Genomic DNA, 18,382 nt, shown 5'->3' on the forward strand with positions numbered 1-18,382 from the left:
TAGCAACAGCCAAGGGGTAGACGAATCACCATGACCGAGGAACGGCAGCAGCCAGAAGCGCAGCGCGAACCAGGTGCCAGGGGGCGCCGTGAGATCGCGGCCGATGCCGCAGCCCACGCCCTGCGGTTGCTGGAAAAGGTGCGCGCCGCCACCCATCGTGCCCAGGATGCCGCAGGCCAGGAGGCACCCAGGCCCCACGCCATCGTCATCGGCGGAGGGGTCTCCGGGCTGGTGTCGGCCCACGAGCTGGTGCAGACCGGTCACCGGGTCACCGTGCTGGAAGCCGCGGACCAGTTCGGCGGCTGCCTGCGCCGGATGGAGGTGGCCGGATTGCAGCTCGATGCCGGCGCCGAATCCTTCGCGGTGCGCTCGAATACCGTGGCCGGGTACCTGGCCGAACTGGAGCTGGGCGAGAAGATCGTGCCCACCAGCGGGTTGGGCGCCTGGCTCACCCGGCAGCGCGAGAACACGGTGGAGTCCCACCCGTTGCCGGCCAGCGCCCTGCTTGGCATCCCCTCCAATCCGCGCGGGGATGAGGTGCGCGCCCTGATCGGCCGGGCCGCCGCGGTGCGCGCGGCCGCGGACCTGGTGGCCCCGATGCCCAGGAAGTGGGCGACCGGGGCCCTGAGCGTGGGCGAGATGGTGCGCCAGCGCATGGGCAGCACCGTATTGGAACAACTGGTCGCCCCGGTGGTGGCAGGGGTGTACTCCAGCGACCCGAACCAGGTCGACATCGATACCGCGGCGCCGGGACTGCGCCAGGCGATGGTCGAGACCGGGTCGCTGGCCCGCGCGGTGGCGCGGCTGCAGGCCGATGCCCCGGCCGGTTCCCGGGTCGCCGGCCTCGACGGCGGCATGTACACCCTGGTGACCGAATTGGTCAGGCACTTGCAGCAGGCCGGGGTCACCCTGGTGCGCAACGCGCCGGTGTCCTTGGTGTCCCACGATGCGGCGGCCGCGGAACCGTTCACCGTCACCAGCCATACCCGGGTGCTGAAGGCCGACAAGCTGGTCATGGCCACCGAGGCCGCCGCCGCCGCGCCGCTGCTGGACCCGCTGCTGCCCGCCGTCGGCATCACACCGCTAGGCGGTGAGGCGAATTCGATCGCCCTGGTGATCCTGGTGGTGGACAAGCCGGAACTGGATGATGCCCCGCGCGGTAGCGGGGTACTGGTCACCGAGGGGCAGCACATCAAGGCCAAGGCGATGACGCACTCCAGCGCCAAGTGGCCGTGGCTGGCCGAGACCTCCGGGCCGGGCACCCACGTGCTGCGCCTGTCCTACGGGCGGATCGGACGCCGCGAGGCGCTGGTCGAGTCCGGCAACGACCAGGCGCTGACCGCGCAGGCCATCGCCGACGCCGGCACCATCCTGGGCATCGAACTGGGCGAGGACGACGTGCTGGGCAGCGCGATCTCGCGCTTCAGCGACATGGTCCCGCTCACCGGCTCCGCGCAACGCGAACGCAACGCGGCACTGGATCAGGCGCTGGCCGGCATCCCGGGCCTACATGTGGTGGGGTCCTGGCGCTCGGGTACCGGGCTGGCCCGGGTCATCGCCGATACCCGCAAGCAGCTGGCCGTCAGCGCCAGCTGAACCCGCACGAATTCTTTTAGACCTGACGTCAACACGAGGAGAGAACCATGAGCCAACGCCCCGAGAACAATTCACCGGTACTGCGCGACCGTGAGGCCGCCGGCAACGCCACCATGTACTACACCCTGTGGACCATCTTCAAGCGCTCCCAGGATGTGGACCGGACCGGCGCCGACGCCGGCTTCGAGGCACTGGTTTCCGACCTCGCCGACGAGGGCGTGAGCGTGCGCGGGATCTACGACGTCTCGGGCATGCGCGAAGAGGCCGATGTGATGGTCTGGATCCACGGCCCGGCCGCCGAACTGCTGCAGGGTGCGATGCGCCGGATCCGCCGCAGCGCGCTGCTGGCGGGCACCGAGATCGCCTACTCCACCATGGCCGTGCACCGTGAGGCGGAGTTCGCCAAGGACCATTCCCCGGCCTTCGCCCGCGGGCTGGACCCCAAGGGCTGGATGACCGTCTACCCGTTCGTGCGTTCCCATGACTGGTACACCATGGACCCGGCGGCCCGTGGCAAGATGCTGCGCGACCACGGCATCCTGGGCCGCGACTTCCCGAATGTGCTGGCCAACACCGTGGCGGCGTTCTCCTTCGGCGACTACGAGTGGCAGATCTGCCTGGAAGCCGATGACATGATCGACCTGGTCGACATGATGCGCCACCTGCGCTACACCGAGGCCCGCCACCACGTCAGCGAGGAAACCCCGTTCTACACCGGACGGCGCATCTCGGCTGCCGAGGCCATCGAGGTCCTGCAGTGACCCGGGATTTCGATCCGCGCACCGGGTACGACGCCAACGGGCGGATGGACCCCAAGGCCTATGACGCGATCCTGCTGGCCAGCTTCGGCGGACCCGAGGGCCAGGACGATGTGATCCCGTTCCTGCGCAATGTCACCGCCGGGCGGGGGATCCCCGACGAGCGGCTTGAGGAAGTGGCGGTTCACTACCGCAGCAACGGCGGCATCTCACCGATCAACGCCCAGAACCGGGCGTTGAAGGCCGCGCTGGAAGCCGAACTGGCCAACCGTGGCATCGAGCTGCCGATCTACTGGGGCAACCGCAACTGGCACCCGTTTGTCAACGACACGCTCAAGCAGCTGGCCGCCGACGGGCACCGCAAGGTGCTGCTGCTGGGCACCGGAGCCTACGCCGGGTACTCGGCCTGCCGCCAGTACCGCGAGGACCTGGGCATGGGGCTGCGCGAGACCGGGCTCGAAGGGGTGGTGGAAGTGGACAAGGTCCGCCAGTTCTTCGACACCCCCGCCTTCGTGAACCCCTTCGCCGAGGGACTACGCGACTCGCTGGAGGCGGTACGCGCCCAGCTGGCCGGGCGGGGCGATACCGCAGGCCGGATCAAGATCGTTTTTGTCACCCACTCGATCCCGATGGGTGATGCCAACGCCGCCGGCCCGGCCGCCGAACACGGAAACCGCGACCAGAACCTGTACACCGCCCAGCATCTGGCGGTCGCCAAGCAGATCCTGGCCCAGGTGCCCGAGGCCGACGGGCTGGAACACAGCCTGGTCTACCAGTCGCGCTCCGGGGCCCCGCACATCCCGTGGCTGGAACCGGATATCAACGACGCGCTGGAGGAGGATGCGGCCGCCGGGGTGGCCGGGGTGGTGGTCGTCCCGATCGGTTTCATCTCCGACCACATGGAAGTGCTCTGGGATTTGGATACCGAGGCGAAGGACAGCTGCGCCGAACTCGGCCTGGCCTTTTCCCGGGTGCCGACCCCCGGCACCCATCGCGACTTCGTCTCCGGGCTGATCGATATCATCGAGGAACGCCTGCTCGACGAGAACGGCCTCCCACGGCGCACCGGCCGGATCACCTCCGTGCCCGGCGGGCCGTGGTTCGATGTCTGCCCGGCCTCCTGCTGCGTGAAACCAGCCCTGGACGGGACGCTGCGACCAACCATTGCCGGGGTCGACTCCGAGGTAGGGGTGCCGCAACCATGAGTACGGGCTTTACCGTGGGAACCCGTGGCAGCGCCCTGGCCACCACCCAGACCGGATGGGCCGCCGATGCGCTGGCGGCCTTGAGCGGGCTGGAAGCCAGGACCGTGCTGGTGAAAACCGAAGGGGATGTGATCACCGGATCGCTGGCCACCCTGGGCGGTACCGGGGTCTTCGCCGCCGCATTGCGCCAGCACCTGCTGGACGCCGGATGCGACCTGGCGGTGCACTCGCTCAAGGACCTGCCCACGATTCAACCCGAAGGGCTGGTGCTGGCTGCGATCCCGGCCCGCGAAGACGTCCGCGACGCCTTGTGCGCCCGCGACGGGCTGTCACTGGCCGACCTGCCACAGGGCGCGAAGATCGGTACCGGTTCACCGCGCCGGGCCGCCCAGCTGCTGAACCACCGTCCGGACCTGCGGATCGTGGACATCCGCGGCAATGTGCCCACCCGGCTCGGACGGGTCAAGGGCGTGGGGCAGACGCTGGATGACGGCAGCGTGGGCCGGGCCGTGCAGGGAGACCTGGATGCCGTGATCCTGGCCGCCGCCGGCCTGCACCGCTTGGACATGGCCAGGCACATCACCGAATACCTGGACCCGGCGATCATGCTGCCGGCCCCGGGACAGGGCGCACTGGCCGTGGAGGTGCGCAGCACCGGCAGCGGGCAACCGGCGCTGGATGCGGCGCTGGCGGAATTCGACGATGCACCCACCCGGATGCAGGTGGGAGCCGAGCGGGCGCTGCTGAACGCCCTGGAAGCCGGCTGCGCCGCCCCGATCGGGGCGCTGGCCCGTTTCGAGGGCACCGAACTGGTCCTCGACGCGGTGGCCTGCAAACCCGATGGCTCGCAAGTCATGCGCCAGAGCGCGCGGGCACAGGTAGCGGATGAGGCCGCGGCCCTCTTCCTGGGCCGCAGCCTGGCCCGGACCATGATCGAGAACGGCGCGGCGGCCGTGGCCGGACTGGCCTAGGGCCGTCGAGCATGCAGCCCCGGGCCATCATCCTGCGCGCCCCGCAACGCGCCGCCGCCACCGTGGCGGCCTTGACCGCCGCCGGCATCAGCAGCAGCTGCTGCCAGCTGATCGAGACCGTCTGGCCCGAGGACCTCACGGGACTGGACACGCACGTGGCCCGGTTGCGCGAAGGCCGCTACGACTGGACGGTGTTCACCTCGGTGACTACCGTGCACGCCGTTGCCGAGAGGCTGGGCACCGGTGCCTGGCCGCAGGGCACACGGATCGCCGCGGTGGGGACCAAGACCGCCGAACAGGCGCACGCAGCCTTCGGGCGCCAGGCCCACTTCGTGCCGCAGCTGCAATCCGCGGCCGGAATGGTCGCCGAATGGCAGCTGGCTCCCCGAAGCAGGGTGTTCTACCCGCACGGGGATTTGGCATCCCCGACCCTGGCCGAGGGGCTGGGGCGGCGTGGCATGCGGCTCGACGAGGTGCTGGCCTACCGGACGGTGGCCGCCGGAAGCGGGGGAGAACCGGTCGCCCGGAGCGTGCTCCCTCCGGGGATCCGGGTGCTTGACCCGGGGCTGCTGGCCGGCGAACTGCCGGAGACCGACCTGCTGGTCTTCGCCGCGCCGAGCATCGTGCGCCGCTTCGTGCAGTTGGCCGGCACCGGGTTGCCGGCCCGGACCCGCACCCTGGCCATCGGGCAGCCCACCGCCCGGGCCCTGGCGGCTGCCGGGCTGCCGGTACACGACACCGCCGCGGACCCGACCCCGGCCGGCTTGGCGGCCAGCGCCCGGAAGATCCTGAAGACCATACACCCGAACCGATAAGGAACCCCTCATGTCCTTTCCCCAGCACCGTCCCCGCCGGCTGCGGCAGAACCCGGCGGTACGCCGCCTGGTGGCCGAACACGAGTTGGCCGCCCGGCAGCTGATCCTGCCCGCCTTCGTCCGCGAGGGGATCAATGAACCGAACCCGATACAGTCGATGCCCGGGGTCATGCAGCACACCATGGACTCGCTCAAGGCCGCCGCCAACCAGGCTGCGGAACTCGGCGTCGGGGGCATCATGCTCTTTGGCGTGCCCGCCGTGCGCGACGAGATGGGCTCCGGGGCGGTCGCCGAGGACGGGATCCTGAACCGGGCCATCGCCGCGGTGCACGCCGAAGTCGGTGACGAGCTGGTGATCATGTCCGATGTCTGCCTAGACGAATTCACCTCCCACGGCCACTGCGGGGTACTGGACGCCCAGGGCTACGTGGACAACGACGCCACCAACGAGATCTACGCGCGGATGGGTGTGATGCACGCCGAGGCCGGAGCCCATGTGCTGGGCCCTTCGGGCATGATGGACGGGCAGATCGCCGCCATCCGCGCCGCCCTGGATGCCGCAGGACATGCGAACACCGCGATCCTGGCCTACGCGGCGAAGTACGCCAGCGCCTTCTACGGCCCCTTCCGCGAAGCGGTGGACTCCCAGCTGAAGGGGGATCGCCGCAGCTACCAGATGGATGCCGCGAACCGCCGTGAGGCGCTGATCGAGGTGGAGCTGGACCTGGCCGAAGGCGCCGACATGGTGATGGTCAAACCCGCCATGAGCTACCTGGACATCGTGGCCGATATCGCCGCGGTGTCCTCGGTCCCGGTTTCGGCCTACCAGATCTCCGGGGAGTACTCGATGATCGAGGCCGCCGCCGCGAACGGGTGGATCGACCGCAAGGCCTCCATCCTCGAATCCCTGCTCTCCATCCGGCGCGCCGGGGCAGAGCAGATCCTGACCTATTGGGCCAGCGAAGTCGCTGGCTGGCTGAACGAAGGAAAGAAGTAGATGTCGAAATCAGCAGAACTCTTTGCCCGCGCCCTGGACGTCATGCCCGGCGGGGTGAACTCCCCGGTGCGTGCCTTCGGATCGGTGGGTGGTGTCCCGCCGTTCATGGCCAGCGCCAAGGGTGCCTACCTGAGGGACGTGGACGGCAACGAGTACGTCGACCTGGTCTGCTCCTGGGGGCCGGCGTTGCTGGGCCACCAGCACCCGGCCATCCAGGAAGCGGTGCACCGTGCCGTGGACCAGGGGCTGTCCTTCGGGGCCTCCACCCCGGACGAGGTGAAGCTTGGCGAGCTGATCAAGGAGCGCATGGGCGGGGTCGAACGGGTGCGCATGGTTTCCACCGGCACCGAGGCGACCATGACCGCGGTCCGTCTGGCCCGCGGCTACACCGGACGCGACCTGGTGATCAAGTTCGCCGGCTGCTACCACGGGCACCTGGACGGGCTGCTGGCCTCGGCCGGGTCCGGCGTGGCCACCCTGGCGCTACCGGGTTCGGCCGGGGTCACCGCTGCCACCGCCGCCGAGACCCTGGTGCTGCCGTACAACGACCGCACCGCCATCGAGGAGGCCTTCGCCGAACACGGGGCGAACATTGCCGCGGTGATCACCGAATCCGCCCCATGCAATATGGGTGTGGTGACCCCCGAAGAGGGCTTCAACAAGTTCCTGAAGGACACCACCGCCAAGCACGGTGCGCTGCTGATCCTGGACGAGGTGCTCACCGGCTTCCGCGCCTCCGACGCCGGCTACTGGGGCCTCACCGGCCGTACCGAGGGCTGGACCGCGGATCTGTACACCTTCGGCAAGGTCATCGGCGGTGGGCTTCCCACCGCCGCCTTGGGCGGGTGCGCCGAGGTCATGGACTACCTGGCCCCGCTGGGCCCGGTGTACCAGGCCGGCACCCTGTCGGGTAACCCGGTGGCCATGGCCGCCGGCATCGCCCAGCTGACCCACGCCACCGAAGAGGTGTACGCCCACCTCGCCAGGCAGTCCCAGGTCCTGGAAACAGCGCTGGTGCATGCGCTGACCGAGGCCGGGGTCAACCACTCGATCCAGCGGGCCGGTACCCTGTTCTCGGTGGCCTTCGGCACCGCGGACACCGGGGTGTCGAACTACGCCCAGGCACAGCAGCAGGAGGCGTTCCGCTACGCGCCGTTCTTCCACTCCATGCTGGAATCCGGTGTGTACCTGCCACCGAGCGTGTTCGAGGCCTGGTTCGTCTCCTCGGCCCACGACGATACGGCCATGGAGCAGATCATCAACGCCCTGCCGGCCGCGGCGCGCGCCGCCGCCAACGCCAGCGCATAACCGGGGCGCAAAATCCAAGGGCCCGTGCCCGGTCTCCCTTGCGGGAAGCCGGGTACGGGCCCTTGTTTGTCCTCGCACGGTGGTGCGGGGATCGATGGCTAGTTGGTGGCCGGGATGACGCTGCCGTCGTTCCAGGTGTCCAGGATGAACTGGTGCACCTCATCCGAATGCAGCAGTTCCTCCAAGGCGCCGATGGCCTCGGTCTTCTCGCCGGCACGCCAGGTCAGGAAGTTGGCGTTCGGGTTGTTCTCGGCCGATTCCTGGACCAGGATCTCTTCCGGATCCAGACCGGCCTGGACAATGTAGTTGCCGTTCACCACGGCGATACCCACCGAGTCATCCTCGGTGTAGTATTGCGGCACCTGCTCCGAGTTTACTTCCGAGAACACCAGACCCAGCGGGTTCTTCTCCGCATCGCCCTCGATGCTCAACACGGTGTCCTCGTCGGTCAGGTTCGCCAGCAGGCCGCCGTTTTCCAGCACACGCAGGCCGCGCAACTGGTTGACCGGGTCGTTGTTCAACACGACCTTGGCACCCTCGGTGACTTCCTCAGGGGTGCTGAACTTCTTGGAGAAGGCGGTCAGCGGTTCGATATGCACGCCGGCACCATGCTCGAATTCGTAGCCCTTCTGGGCAACCTGATCGGCCAGGTAGGCGGCGGTCTGGAAGTAGTTGGCATCCAAGGTGCCGTCGGCCAGGGCGATGTTCGGGGTCTGGTAGTCCTCGATCTCGGTGATCTCCAGGTCGATACCGGCGTCCTGGGCGAGGTTCTCGTCGATGAACTCCAGGATCTGGGCGTGCGGTACCGGGCTGGCGCCGACCTTGACGACCACCGGGTTCGCCGGATCCAGGCTGGCTTCGGCGGCAGGCTCGGTGGAGCCGCCACCGCAAGCGGTCAGGGCCACCAGGGCGGCGACGGAGGTGGCTGCGAGTGCGAGTTTCTTGCGCAACATGTTCATTCCTTTGATGTCGTGCGAACCGGGATCGGCCCGCGGGTCAGACCCGGCGGATGTGGTGCCGCCGGATAGCGGAGCTCTAGCGGTGGTCGACCTTCTTGGCCAGCCAATCACCGAGGATCTGGACGATTTGGACCATCAACACGATTACGATGATGGTCACGATCATGATGTCGGATTCGAAACGGACGAACCCGTAGTTGTAGGCCAGGCGGCCCAGTCCACCGCCGCCGATCAGGCCGGCCATCGCCGAATACCCGATCAGGGTCACCACCGTGGTGGTGGTGGCCGCGACCAGTCCGGGCATCGCCTCGGGGACCATGACCTTGCGGATGACCTGCATCCGGGTTGAGCCCATGACCAGGGCCGCATCCACCTTGCCCGAGGAAACATCACGTAAGGCGGTTTCCACCAGCCGGGCGAAGAATGGGATGGTGCCGATGGTCAGCGACACCGTGGCCGCGATCGGACCGAGTGCGGTGCCGACAACCAGCGCCGCGAACGGGATCAGCGAGACCATCAGGATCGCGAAAGGGATCGAACGGGTGATGTTCACGATGATGCCCGAAAGCACCACATTCAACCAGCGCACCGGGGCCAGTCCGCCCTTGTCGGTGGCGTGCAGCAGGATACCCAGCGGCAGGCCGACAAGCACCGTGAAGAGAGTGGAAAGCGCGGTCATCTGCAGGGTCTCGACAGTAGCCGGCCACAGGGCCTTGGTGATACCCGGGTTGTTGAGCAGGTCGGTAAGGAATTCCATCACTACTTTCCGCCCTTCTCGGTCACGGCCACACCGATCCCCAGCAGGTGTTCGCGTACGGCGGCCGCGTCGGTGCCGGCCGGCAACTGGACACGCAAGTGGGCGAATTGCTGCTCGCCGAGTTGCTCCACGGACCCGGCCAGGACGTTGACGTCGATGCCGAAGGTGCGGGTGATCAGCGAGATGATCGGCTCGGTGGCCTGCTCGCCGGAATACAGCAGATCCAGGATCGGGCCCCGGCCCTCACCCGAAGGGGTGTCCCCGGGAAGCGGCAGCAAGGTGGCCGCCAGCCGGCTTCCGGCCGTGTTGATGACCTCGCCGAGTTCGCCGTGTTCCACGATGCGTCCGGCTTCCAGCAGGGAGACCGAATCGCAGGCCTGCTTCACCACGTGCATTTCGTGGGTGATGATCAGCACCGTGATCTCCAGCCGGTCGCGCAGTTTCTTGACCAGTTCAAGGATTTCGTCGGTGGTCTGCGGATCCAGTGCACTGGTCGGCTCATCGCATAACAGCACATCCGGGTCGGTGGCCAGGGCGCGGGCAATGCCCACCCGCTGGCGTTGGCCGCCGGAGAGCTGCGAAGGGTAGGCGTTGGCGAACTTGCCCAGACCCACCAGCTCCAACAGGTCCGCGACCTTGGTCTTGATCTCGGCTTTCGGCACGCCGATCAGTTCCAGCGGGTAGGCCACGTTCTGGGCGGTGGTCCGCGAATCGAAGAGATTGGCGTGCTGGAAGACCATCCCGATCCTGCGTCGGGCATCGCGTAGCTTGCTGTCGCTGACATTGGTCAGTTCCTGGCCGTTGACCGTTACCGTTCCCGATGTGGGGCGATCCAGCAGGGTCAGGCACCGTACCAAGGTGGATTTGCCGGCGCCGGAGTGCCCGACAATGCCGTGGATTTTCCCGGTGGGGACGTCGAGGCTGACCCCGTCAAGGGCGACAACGGTATCGCCGCCTTGTCGGTAGACCTTGCGCAGGTCCTTGATGGTAATCACTAAAAGTGGATCCTTCAGTTCTCAGGGTAAAGAGAGTACCCCCAATTGAACCACTATCGAATATTATCGACCGAATCACCCTAAACATGGAGACATGCGGCGTAAAGCAACGGAATCTGTCCTGTGATTTCGAAGGATCTTTGGAAGATCGCCGGATTTCAGTAACGAACCCATGGAGAAGCTGACCCGGAACCGGGTCGCTGACACCCTCCTTTGGGTGTGAGATGGATCTCCGTGGTACTCCTAGTCGTCCTTGATCGGCCAGGCGCCATCGACCACCGCATTGGGCTTGGACTTGCGAAGGTATTGCTGGAAGCTCTCGGCCTGTTCACGGGCCCAGCGGATCTGCTGACCATGCAGCTCGGCGGGAGCAATGTGCAGCTCGGCGTACTTCCCGGCAATCGCCCGCGCCACCGCGACGCAGGCGACCGCGTCGGCGAAGGAAGTATGGGCATTTTCCAGCACCACACCGTAATGGGCGCAGGCCGCTTCCAGGGTGCGTTTGCCCTTGCGGAACCGGTCCATCTGCTTGTCCAGGATGAACGGGTCGATGACATTGCCGGGAATGAACGGAGTCAACCCGTAACGCAGGGCCTCGGAGTGCAGCACGGAGAAATCGTAGGAGGCGTTGAAGGCCACCACCGGGGCCTGCTGCGCGGCGAATTGCAGCAATTCCAGGATCTGCTGGACCCCCTGGGCGGCGGGCACCCCCTCGGCGCGGGCCTTTTCTGTACTCACGCCGTGCACGGCGGTGGCCGCCTCGGGGATTTCGACGCCGGGGTCAACCAGCCACTCGCGCTGGTTCAGGATCGTTCCGCCGGCATCAAGCAAGACCACCGAGGCGGTCACGATCCGTGCAGTGGAAGTGTCAACGCCGGTGGTTTCCAAGTCGAAGCCCACGCAGGGGCCCTTATGCCATTCAGTCATGATCCCAACGCTACCGGTTGCACCCCGATGCCAGGAGCGTGACCCACCGTTTGTGGGCACAACCCGGCAACTTGGCACAATGGGAACATGTATCCACCCACGCACCCCGGTGAACGGTCCCTCGATTTCACCGATGCAGTACACCGGCTGGCCCAGATGATCCCCTCGGGGCAGGTCCTCAGCTACGGGGACATCGCCGAGCTGCTCGGCACCGGTGGTGCGCGGCAGGTTGGCAAAGCCATGCAGCTCGGTGACCAGGACGTGCCATGGTGGCGGGTGATCCGGGCCGACGGCCTGATCACTGAATCCCTCCTCGAGGCCGCGCAACGCGCATGGGATCGGGAGGCCACTGCGCGCCGGGGCCGACGGGTGGATATGACCCGGGCCCGCTGGCAACCTGATCCGAAGCACTGGGCCGACATTGAACAGCTCGCCCGCGCCTGTGGCTCGACCAAATTGTCCGGCGCACATGATGGGATGGGGCCATGAACCTGCCGACCGAGCCTGAAAAGTCCTCCGCGGAGGAGTTGCGGAACCGGTTGACCACCGGCCGCCATCCGGTCCTGGTCACCGGGGCCCCCGGTACCGGGAAGTCGACCTTGCTCATCGATGTGGCGGTGCACCGCCTGGACCGGGGGCTGGACCCGCTGTCCCTGCTCATCCTGGCCCCCACCAGGCACACGGCCGGACTGCTGCGCAATGAACTGAGCTCCCGGGCCGAACGGACCTTCACCGAACCGGTGGTGCGCACCTGGTCGGCCTACGCCTTCGACCTGATCCGCCGGGCCCGGGTCGAAGGGCTGCTGCCGTTCCTGGAACGCGAACCGCGGCTGCTCTCCGGACCGGAACAGGACACCCTGCTTGGCCAACTGCTCGCCGGCCACGAGCAGGGGCTGACCCCGCCCCCGCCCTGGCCGGAAGAACTGCAGCTGGCCATCGGGACCCGCGGATTCCGCAAGGAGGTCCGGGAATTCTTTGACCGGGTCTCCGAACTCGGACTGGAACCAGCCGACATCCAGCGTCTTGGTGCCGAGGCCGGGCGTACGGAATGGTTGGCTGCAGCGCAGTTCTACCAGGAGTACCGGGATCTGCTGGATCTGGGCAGCGCCGAAGCCTTCGACCCCGCCGGGTTGATCACCCGGGCGGTGCAACTGTTGGAGAGCCACCCCGACTTCCTGGCACGCGAACAGGACAGGCTCCAGCTGGTGCTGGTCGATGACCTGCAGGAGGCGACACTGTCCCAGCACCGACTGCTGCGGCTGTTGACCCGGGGCCGTTCCCTGGTGGCCTTCGCGGCTCCCGACAACGTGGTGCAGGGCTTCCGCGGGGCCCGGGCCGATCAGCTGGCCGGCTTTGCACAGCACTACTCCACCGGTCGTGCCCCGGCGACGAGCCTGGAATTGGAGCACAGCTACCGGATGGCCCCGGACATCGCCCACGCCTGGCTTCGGGTGGTGCAACGGGTTCCGGTGGCCAGCGGAACCCAGGGGCGAATTCTCAGCCACCCTCCGGACACGGCCCGCGGGCAGGTAAGCACGCACCTTTTCGAGAACTCCACCCAGGAAGAACGTTTCCTGGCCCAGCAGATCATCGAGATGAACCTGTTCGGGCAACGCCCGCTCAAAGATATCGCGATCGTGGTGCGCAACGGCTCCCAGGTCCGTACCCTGAGCCGGTTCCTGGAAGGCCAGGGGATCGCGGTCACCACGCCTCCGGCGGAAATTCCGCTCAAGGAGGAAAACGCGGTGCGTCCGCTGCTGGACCTGCTGATCCTGGCCGTGGGCAGCGAACAGCACCCCGATCCATTGCGCATGCAGTCACTGCTGCTCTCCCGCTACGGGATGAGCACCGCCCTGGAAATCCGGCGGCTGCGCCAATTGCTTCGCCAAGGGGAAAGCGCCACCGGTTCGAACCGGTCCAGCCAGGAACTGCTCGAAGCCACCTTGGAAGAACCCGAGCTGGCAGGCAACCTCGGTCCGGTAGGGCGGGGACTTGAACGGATCCTGGGCATGTACCATCGGTTGACCGAGGAGCTGGCCAGCGGCAATGCCACCCCGGAAACGGCACTATGGGCGTTGTGGGAGGCCTCGGGGCGCGCGGACGCCTGGTGTCGCGAAGCGCTGGGCACAGGCCCGGCCGCGCGCCGCGCCGACCACGACCTGGATGCGGTGCTGTCCCTGTTCCAGGCGGCCGAACGATTCGTGGACCAGTTGCCCGGGGCCAGTGTGGAGCAGTTCGTGGAACACATCCTGGACCAGGAATTGCCCATGGACTCGCTGGCCAGCCGTTCGGCCAGCAGCCAGACCGTCACGGTCTTGACTACGGCGGCAGCGGCCGGGCAGCAATGGCCCGTGGTGTTCATCCCCGGGCTGCAGGAAGGGTCCTGGCCGAACCTGCGCCTGCGTGGGGAACTACTCGGATCCCAAGCCCTGGCCGAAGCCGCCGAACACGGCACCGGTTTCCTGTCCACCCGAACCCCTGGGCGTTTGGTGCGCGAAATCCGCAATGACGAATTGCGTTCCTTCTCCAACGCCCTCTCGCGGGCCGCGGAGGTGCTGATCTGCACGGCGGTCGACAACGACGACCAACAGGCATCCTCGTTCATGGAGCTGATCGACCCGGACCGCGGCCCGAACCCCGAAACGACCCAGGTGCCGCGCCTACGCAACCTGGCAAGCCTGGTCAGCGAGCTGCGCTGCGAAGCCGAGCGGCACGCTTCCGTCCTTGGCACAACTACGACGACAGCACAGGACCAGTCCGTTGATCTGGCCCGGGACGCCATCGGCATCCTCGGTCGGCTCGCCCACGCCACACCGCCCATCCGGGGAGCCCATCCGGATTCCTGGTGGGGGCTACTTCCGCTGAGCAGTACCGGGGCCGCCACCCCGGAAGACCAGCCGGTCAGGGTCTCGCCCTCCAAGGTCGAGGCGATCACCACCTCGCCCCTGAACTGGTTCGTGCAGGCCGCCGGTGGACTGACCGCGGTCGATTTCGCGGCCTCACTGGGGACCTTGATCCACTCGATCGCCGAGGAGCACCCGGACGCGGCCAGCAGCGAGTACCTCACGGTGCTTCAGCAGCGCTGGCCGGAAATGGAGATGCCGGACAACTGGGAGGGGCATCGGGACTTCGATCGGGCCCAGGACATGCTCAAGAAGCTCGCCCTGTACTCCCTGCAAATGCGAGCCGAGGGCCGCGAGCTGGTGGCCCGGGAGCTACCATTCAATGTCCAGCTGCCCCACGAGGGCCGGGAGATCGAACTGCGTGGGGTGATCGACCGGATCGAGGTGGACGCCCACGGCAACCCCTATGTGGTCGACCTGAAGACCGGCGCCCGGATGCCTTCGGCCAAGGACGCGCAAACCCATCCGCAGCTGGGTGTATACCAGGCCGCGGTGAAACTCGGGGCATTGTCCGCCCGAGAGGATACCGCGGGACTGGGAAACAACCCCGGTGGGGCCGCATTGGTCTTCGTTGGAGCCAACACCCAGAAACCGAGCCTCCGAGAACAGGACGCCCCGGAAGACGACTGGGCCGAACGGCTGATCATCGAGGCGGCCAGGCTGATGGGAGAAGCCGACTTCCTGACCCGCCACGACGCCACGCGCGGCTCGGCTTTCTCCAGCGGCTGCTCCCTGCCGGAAATCTGTCCACTATGCGCTGAAGGGCGGCAGGTCACCGAACCATGAGCCAGATCCGATTCACCCCCGAAGAACTCTCCCGGGCCCTGGGCGAGGAATTTCCCCCCACCGAGCAGCAGGCGCAGATCATCGCCGCGCCACTGGAACCCATGCTGGTCATTGCCGGTGCCGGTTCAGGGAAAACCAAGACCATGGCCGACAAAGTGGTATGGTTGGTCGCCAACGAACTGGTCCGTCCCGAGCAGGTGCTGGGGGTGACCTTCACCCGCAAGGCCGCCGGGGAACTCTCTGCCCGCATCCGGGCGAAAATCGCGACACTGGTGACCACCGGACTGCTGGATGCAACCACCACCCGGGACTACCTGGACCCCTCGGTCTCCACCTACCACTCCTACGCCAACACCCTGGTCCAGGATTACGGATTGCGCCTGGGCATCGAGGAGGACAGCACCCTGCTTGGCGCCGCCCAATCCTGGGAACTGGCCAGCGAGGTCCTCGAAAGCTACACCGGGGACTACGAGCATCTGGGTAGCGCCACCAGCACACTGGTCAACGCGATCGTCAGCTTTTCCTCCGAAGCCTCCGAACACCTCGTCGGCCCGGACGCGGCCGAAGCCTGGCTCCGGAATCTGGAATCGTCTTTGCGCCAGCTGCCGATGCATGAGGGCAAGGACAAACCACATACCGCCCTGGCCCGGAAACTCATCGACAAGATCGCATCCAGGACCACCATCGCCGAACTCTGCCAACGCTACGCTGCCCAGAAGGCCGAGCGGGGAGTCATGGACTACGGAGACCTGGTCGCCCACGCGGCCACGATCGCCCGGCGGATCCCCGCGGCGGCGCTGGCCGAACGGTCCAAGTACAAGGTGGTTTTGCTGGACGAATTCCAGGACACCTCGCACGCCCAGATGGTGCTGTTCTCCCAGCTATTCGGTGACGGGCACCCGGTCACCGCGGTGGGGGATCCCAACCAGTCGATCTACGGATTCCGGGGGGCCAGCGCCGGACAGCTGTTCCACTTTCCCCACGAGTTCCCGATCGTGCAGGACTCGGGTGAACGTTCCAACGCACATGTGAAACACCTGACCATTGCATGGCGCAATACCACCAATGTGCTGGAGGCGGCGAACCTGGTCTCCGGCAGTTCGGGCGGTGGGGCAGAGTCCGGACCGGTGGCGGTCAAACCGCTGGAAGCCTCGGCCTATGCGCAACCCGGACGGGTGGTGCTCAACCGTTGTGCCACCGATCGTGATGAAGCCGAGCAGATCGCCGACCTGGTGCAGGCCGAACGCCAACGCGCGGAACAGGACGGGCGTTCGGCCACGGCGGCGGTCCTGAGCCGGAACCGGGCCCAGCTGTCACTGATGGCCCAGGTTCTGGCCGAACGGGGGGTCGCATACCAACTGGTGGGAGTCTCCGGTCTGCTGAGCACCCCGGAAGTCACCGACCTGGTGTCCTACCTGCATGTGCTGGTGGACCCGCTGCGCAGCGATAAGCTGATGCGACTGTTGGCGGGGGCACGATGGAGATTGGGAACCGCCGACCTGATGGCCTTTGCCGATTGGTCCCGGTTCCTGGCCCGGCGCCGTGAATTTGCGTTGTCCGGCCCCCTCCCTGGGGAGCGGGGTCACCCCGACGGCGGTGAGGATGCCGAAACCCTGGCACGGGCCGAACTCAATGATGCGGCCAGCCTGATCGAGGCGCTGGACTATCTTCCTCCTGCGGGGTGGACCAGCGCGGACGGACGCACAATCAGCCGGTCCGGCTACGAGCGGCTGGCAGGTTTCCGTGATGAACTGCGCCGCCTGCGTCTGTTGGCCAATGATGATCTGGAGGCGCTGGTTCGCGAGGTCGAGCGTGCCATGAATCTTGATATCGAAGTGGCGGCCAGACCATGGATCGCCCCGGCCGAGCACCGCGCGAACCTGGATGCTTTCGCGGATGTCATCCGGGACTATAGCCGCCATGCCCAACGCGTTGACCTCAGCGGCTTCCTGATGTGGCTGGAACAGGCGGCCGAGAAGGAGAAGGGCTTGCCGCTACCGGCCCAGGACGCCGACCCGCTCAGTGTGCAGCTGTTGACCATCCATGCTTCCAAGGGCCTGGAGTGGGACATCGTGGCCGTGATGTCCATGAATGAAGGGGTCTTCCCCGACCGCACCAGCGACAGGTGGACCAGCGGGGATGCCGCGCTGCCGTGGCCGTTGCGGGGGGACCGCCATGACCTGCCACAATGGGATACCGACCAGGTGTCTTTCAAGGAACTGCTGGACGCGGAGAAGCGTTTTGCAGCCGATGTTGCCGACCACAACGAAGGGGAGGAACGCCGACTGGCCTATGTGGCGCTGACCCGTGCGAAGTCCCTGCTGATCTGCAGTAGCAGTGTCTGGTACGGGACCCGGACCAAGGCCTCGGAGCCCTCGGTATTCCTGGAGGAACTGCTACCCCTGGCCCAGGGGGAGTACCCCCGCGCACAGATCGGGGTATGGGTCCAGGACGAACAGGCCCCGGACGTGAACCCGACCCGATCGCAACCGGTTGAAGCCCGTTGGCCCTACGACCCGCTCCAGGGCCCGGATATCACCGGGGCGCAACCCACGACCCCCTACCCGTATTCGCGTCGGGAAGTGGTGGAGTCCATCGCCGCGCAGGTGAGACAGGCTGCGGGGGAGTATGAACCGGTGACCGAGCAGGGCAGGATGTGGCAGGACGAGGCCGAACGCCTGCTGGCCCACCGCCAGTTCCTCTCGGAGCTGGAACATGTGGTGGAGAAACCGGAACACGTACGCGCCTCGCTATTTGTCGAGTTGGCCGAAAACCCGGAGGAAGTCCTGCAGAACCTGCGCCGCCCGGTGCCGCGCCGGCCCGGAATGGCTGCCCGCCGCGGGACGGCCTTCCACGCCTGGCTTGAACAGTACTATGAGCAAACCCAGATGCTTGATCTGGGGGAGCTCATGGAACCGAGCGACAGCTTCCTGGATGACACGTTGGACCTGGAATCCATGAAGCAGTCGTTCCTCTCCAGCGAGTGGGCCGATCGGCAACCGGCCTACGTGGAGGTCCCCTTGGAAACCCGCATCGGTTCGGTCGCGGTACGTGGCCGGGTGGACGCGGTGTTCCGCGATGCGCAGGGGAACTGGTTGCTGGTGGACTGGAAGACCGGGCACGTACCCAGCGGCAAGTCGCTGAAGGACAAGCTGGTGCAGTTGGCCGTCTACCGGCTGGGCTGGTCACGGCTGCACGAGATCCCGTTGGACGAGATCAACGCGGCCTTCTACTATGTGGGCGCCGGGATCACGATCCACGCCGAACACCTGCAGGGTGAAGCCGAACTCGAACAGATGATCGCCGCCGCCTTCGCGGCCTTCGGTCCCGCTGGGGGTACGGGCGGCTGACAATGCACTGCAACAGCTGTGGCGGGCAGGACATCTCGTCCCGCCCGCCACAACT

14 protein-coding genes are annotated in these 18,382 nt (G+C 66.9%); 10 read left to right on the plus strand and 4 right to left on the minus strand.

All coding sequences use genetic code 11. The features are described from left to right. The first annotated feature begins 30 nt into the window (after positions 1–30). Genes hemG through hemL form a run of 7 tightly spaced genes read left to right on the plus strand, consistent with a single transcriptional unit; the run spans position 31 to position 7,650 of the window. Positions 31–1,596: a protoporphyrinogen oxidase gene (gene hemG, locus OK351_RS02330; RefSeq protein ID WP_265155720.1), complete on the plus strand. Its 1,566-nt coding sequence runs from the start codon at positions 31–33 to the stop codon at positions 1,594–1,596. Positions 1,597–1,643: 47 nt separating this feature from the next. Further along, on the plus strand, positions 1,644–2,357 hold the full coding sequence (gene hemQ / locus OK351_RS02335) for a hydrogen peroxide-dependent heme synthase (RefSeq protein ID WP_265155721.1): 714 nt from the start codon (positions 1,644–1,646) through the stop codon (positions 2,355–2,357). Continuing rightward, positions 2,354–3,559 carry a ferrochelatase gene (locus OK351_RS02340; protein WP_371931362.1) on the plus strand — a complete coding sequence of 402 codons (1,206 nt, stop codon included), beginning with the start codon at positions 2,354–2,356 and terminating at the stop codon, positions 3,557–3,559. The genes hemQ and OK351_RS02340 overlap by 4 nt, the downstream gene beginning before the upstream one ends. Then, entirely contained in the window at positions 3,556–4,530 is a 975-nt protein-coding gene (gene hemC, locus OK351_RS02345) for a hydroxymethylbilane synthase (protein WP_265155723.1), read from the plus strand. The genes OK351_RS02340 and hemC overlap by 4 nt, the downstream gene beginning before the upstream one ends. A gap of 11 nt (positions 4,531–4,541) precedes the next feature. Further along, positions 4,542–5,345, plus strand: coding sequence for a uroporphyrinogen-III synthase (locus OK351_RS02350; RefSeq protein WP_265155724.1), 804 nt, complete (start codon positions 4,542–4,544; stop codon positions 5,343–5,345). Between the two features lie 10 nt (positions 5,346–5,355). Next, positions 5,356–6,342, plus strand: coding sequence for a porphobilinogen synthase (gene hemB / locus OK351_RS02355; protein ID WP_265155725.1), 987 nt, complete (start codon positions 5,356–5,358; stop codon positions 6,340–6,342). Further along, positions 6,343–7,650 carry a glutamate-1-semialdehyde 2,1-aminomutase gene (gene hemL, locus OK351_RS02360; protein WP_265155726.1) on the plus strand — a complete coding sequence of 436 codons (1,308 nt, stop codon included), beginning with the start codon at positions 6,343–6,345 and terminating at the stop codon, positions 7,648–7,650. A 98-nt stretch (positions 7,651–7,748) separates the two neighbouring features. Here hemL and OK351_RS02365 read toward each other — a convergent pair whose 3' ends face one another. The 4 genes from OK351_RS02365 to OK351_RS02380 form a co-directional block, all read right to left on the minus strand. Next, positions 7,749–8,603, minus strand: coding sequence for a MetQ/NlpA family ABC transporter substrate-binding protein (locus OK351_RS02365; protein ID WP_306349463.1), 855 nt, complete (start codon positions 8,601–8,603; stop codon positions 7,749–7,751). A gap of 82 nt (positions 8,604–8,685) precedes the next feature. Then, complete coding sequence (locus tag OK351_RS02370) at positions 8,686–9,366, minus strand: methionine ABC transporter permease (RefSeq protein ID WP_265155727.1); 681 nt, start codon at positions 9,364–9,366, stop codon at positions 8,686–8,688. A 2-nt stretch (positions 9,367–9,368) separates the two neighbouring features. Further along, positions 9,369–10,361 (minus strand): methionine ABC transporter ATP-binding protein, encoded by a 993-nt coding sequence (locus OK351_RS02375; RefSeq protein ID WP_265155728.1) that lies wholly within the window; start codon positions 10,359–10,361, stop codon positions 9,369–9,371. 243 nt (positions 10,362–10,604) lie between these two features. Continuing rightward, positions 10,605–11,288: a 3'-5' exonuclease gene (locus OK351_RS02380; RefSeq protein WP_265155729.1), complete on the minus strand. Its 684-nt coding sequence runs from the start codon at positions 11,286–11,288 to the stop codon at positions 10,605–10,607. An 87-nt stretch (positions 11,289–11,375) separates the two neighbouring features. Here OK351_RS02380 and OK351_RS02385 point away from each other — a divergent pair, with 87 nt between their 5' ends. Genes OK351_RS02385 through OK351_RS02395 form a run of 3 tightly spaced genes read left to right on the plus strand, consistent with a single transcriptional unit; the run spans position 11,376 to position 18,327 of the window. After that, positions 11,376–11,777, plus strand: a complete 402-nt coding sequence (locus OK351_RS02385; RefSeq protein WP_265155730.1) for an MGMT family protein — start codon at positions 11,376–11,378, stop codon at positions 11,775–11,777. Then, on the plus strand, positions 11,774–14,977 hold the full coding sequence (locus OK351_RS02390; RefSeq protein ID WP_265155731.1) for an ATP-dependent helicase: 3,204 nt from the start codon (positions 11,774–11,776) through the stop codon (positions 14,975–14,977). Before OK351_RS02385 ends, OK351_RS02390 begins: the two co-directional genes overlap by 4 nt. Next, positions 14,974–18,327 carry an ATP-dependent helicase gene (locus OK351_RS02395; RefSeq protein WP_265155732.1) on the plus strand — a complete coding sequence of 1,118 codons (3,354 nt, stop codon included), beginning with the start codon at positions 14,974–14,976 and terminating at the stop codon, positions 18,325–18,327. Before OK351_RS02390 ends, OK351_RS02395 begins: the two co-directional genes overlap by 4 nt. Positions 18,328–18,382: the final 55 nt, after the last annotated feature.

It is taken from the genome of Glutamicibacter sp. MNS18, assembly GCF_026107515.2.
Classification (GTDB): domain Bacteria; phylum Actinomycetota; class Actinomycetes; order Actinomycetales; family Micrococcaceae; genus Glutamicibacter.

Excerpts from the sequence above, each read along its gene's own strand:
- OK351_RS02370 (WP_265155727.1), bottom strand. The coding sequence starts at position 9,366 with ATGGAATTCCTTACCGACCTGCTCAACAACCCGGGTATCACCAAGGCC.
- hemC (WP_265155723.1), top strand. The coding sequence starts at position 3,556 with ATGAGTACGGGCTTTACCGTGGGAACCCGTGGCAGCGCCCTGGCCACC.
- OK351_RS02350 (WP_265155724.1), top strand. The coding sequence starts at position 4,542 with ATGCAGCCCCGGGCCATCATCCTGCGCGCCCCGCAACGCGCCGCCGCC.
- OK351_RS02395 (WP_265155732.1), top strand. The coding sequence starts at position 14,974 with ATGAGCCAGATCCGATTCACCCCCGAAGAACTCTCCCGGGCCCTGGGC.
- OK351_RS02365 (WP_306349463.1), bottom strand. The coding sequence starts at position 8,603 with ATGTTGCGCAAGAAACTCGCACTCGCAGCCACCTCCGTCGCCGCCCTG.
- OK351_RS02380 (WP_265155729.1), bottom strand. The coding sequence starts at position 11,288 with ATGACTGAATGGCATAAGGGCCCCTGCGTGGGCTTCGACTTGGAAACC.
- hemB (WP_265155725.1), top strand. The coding sequence starts at position 5,356 with ATGTCCTTTCCCCAGCACCGTCCCCGCCGGCTGCGGCAGAACCCGGCG.
- hemQ (WP_265155721.1), top strand. The coding sequence starts at position 1,644 with ATGAGCCAACGCCCCGAGAACAATTCACCGGTACTGCGCGACCGTGAG.
- hemL (WP_265155726.1), top strand. The coding sequence starts at position 6,343 with ATGTCGAAATCAGCAGAACTCTTTGCCCGCGCCCTGGACGTCATGCCC.
- OK351_RS02385 (WP_265155730.1), top strand. The coding sequence starts at position 11,376 with ATGTATCCACCCACGCACCCCGGTGAACGGTCCCTCGATTTCACCGAT.
- OK351_RS02390 (WP_265155731.1), top strand. The coding sequence starts at position 11,774 with ATGAACCTGCCGACCGAGCCTGAAAAGTCCTCCGCGGAGGAGTTGCGG.
- hemG (WP_265155720.1), top strand. The coding sequence starts at position 31 with ATGACCGAGGAACGGCAGCAGCCAGAAGCGCAGCGCGAACCAGGTGCC.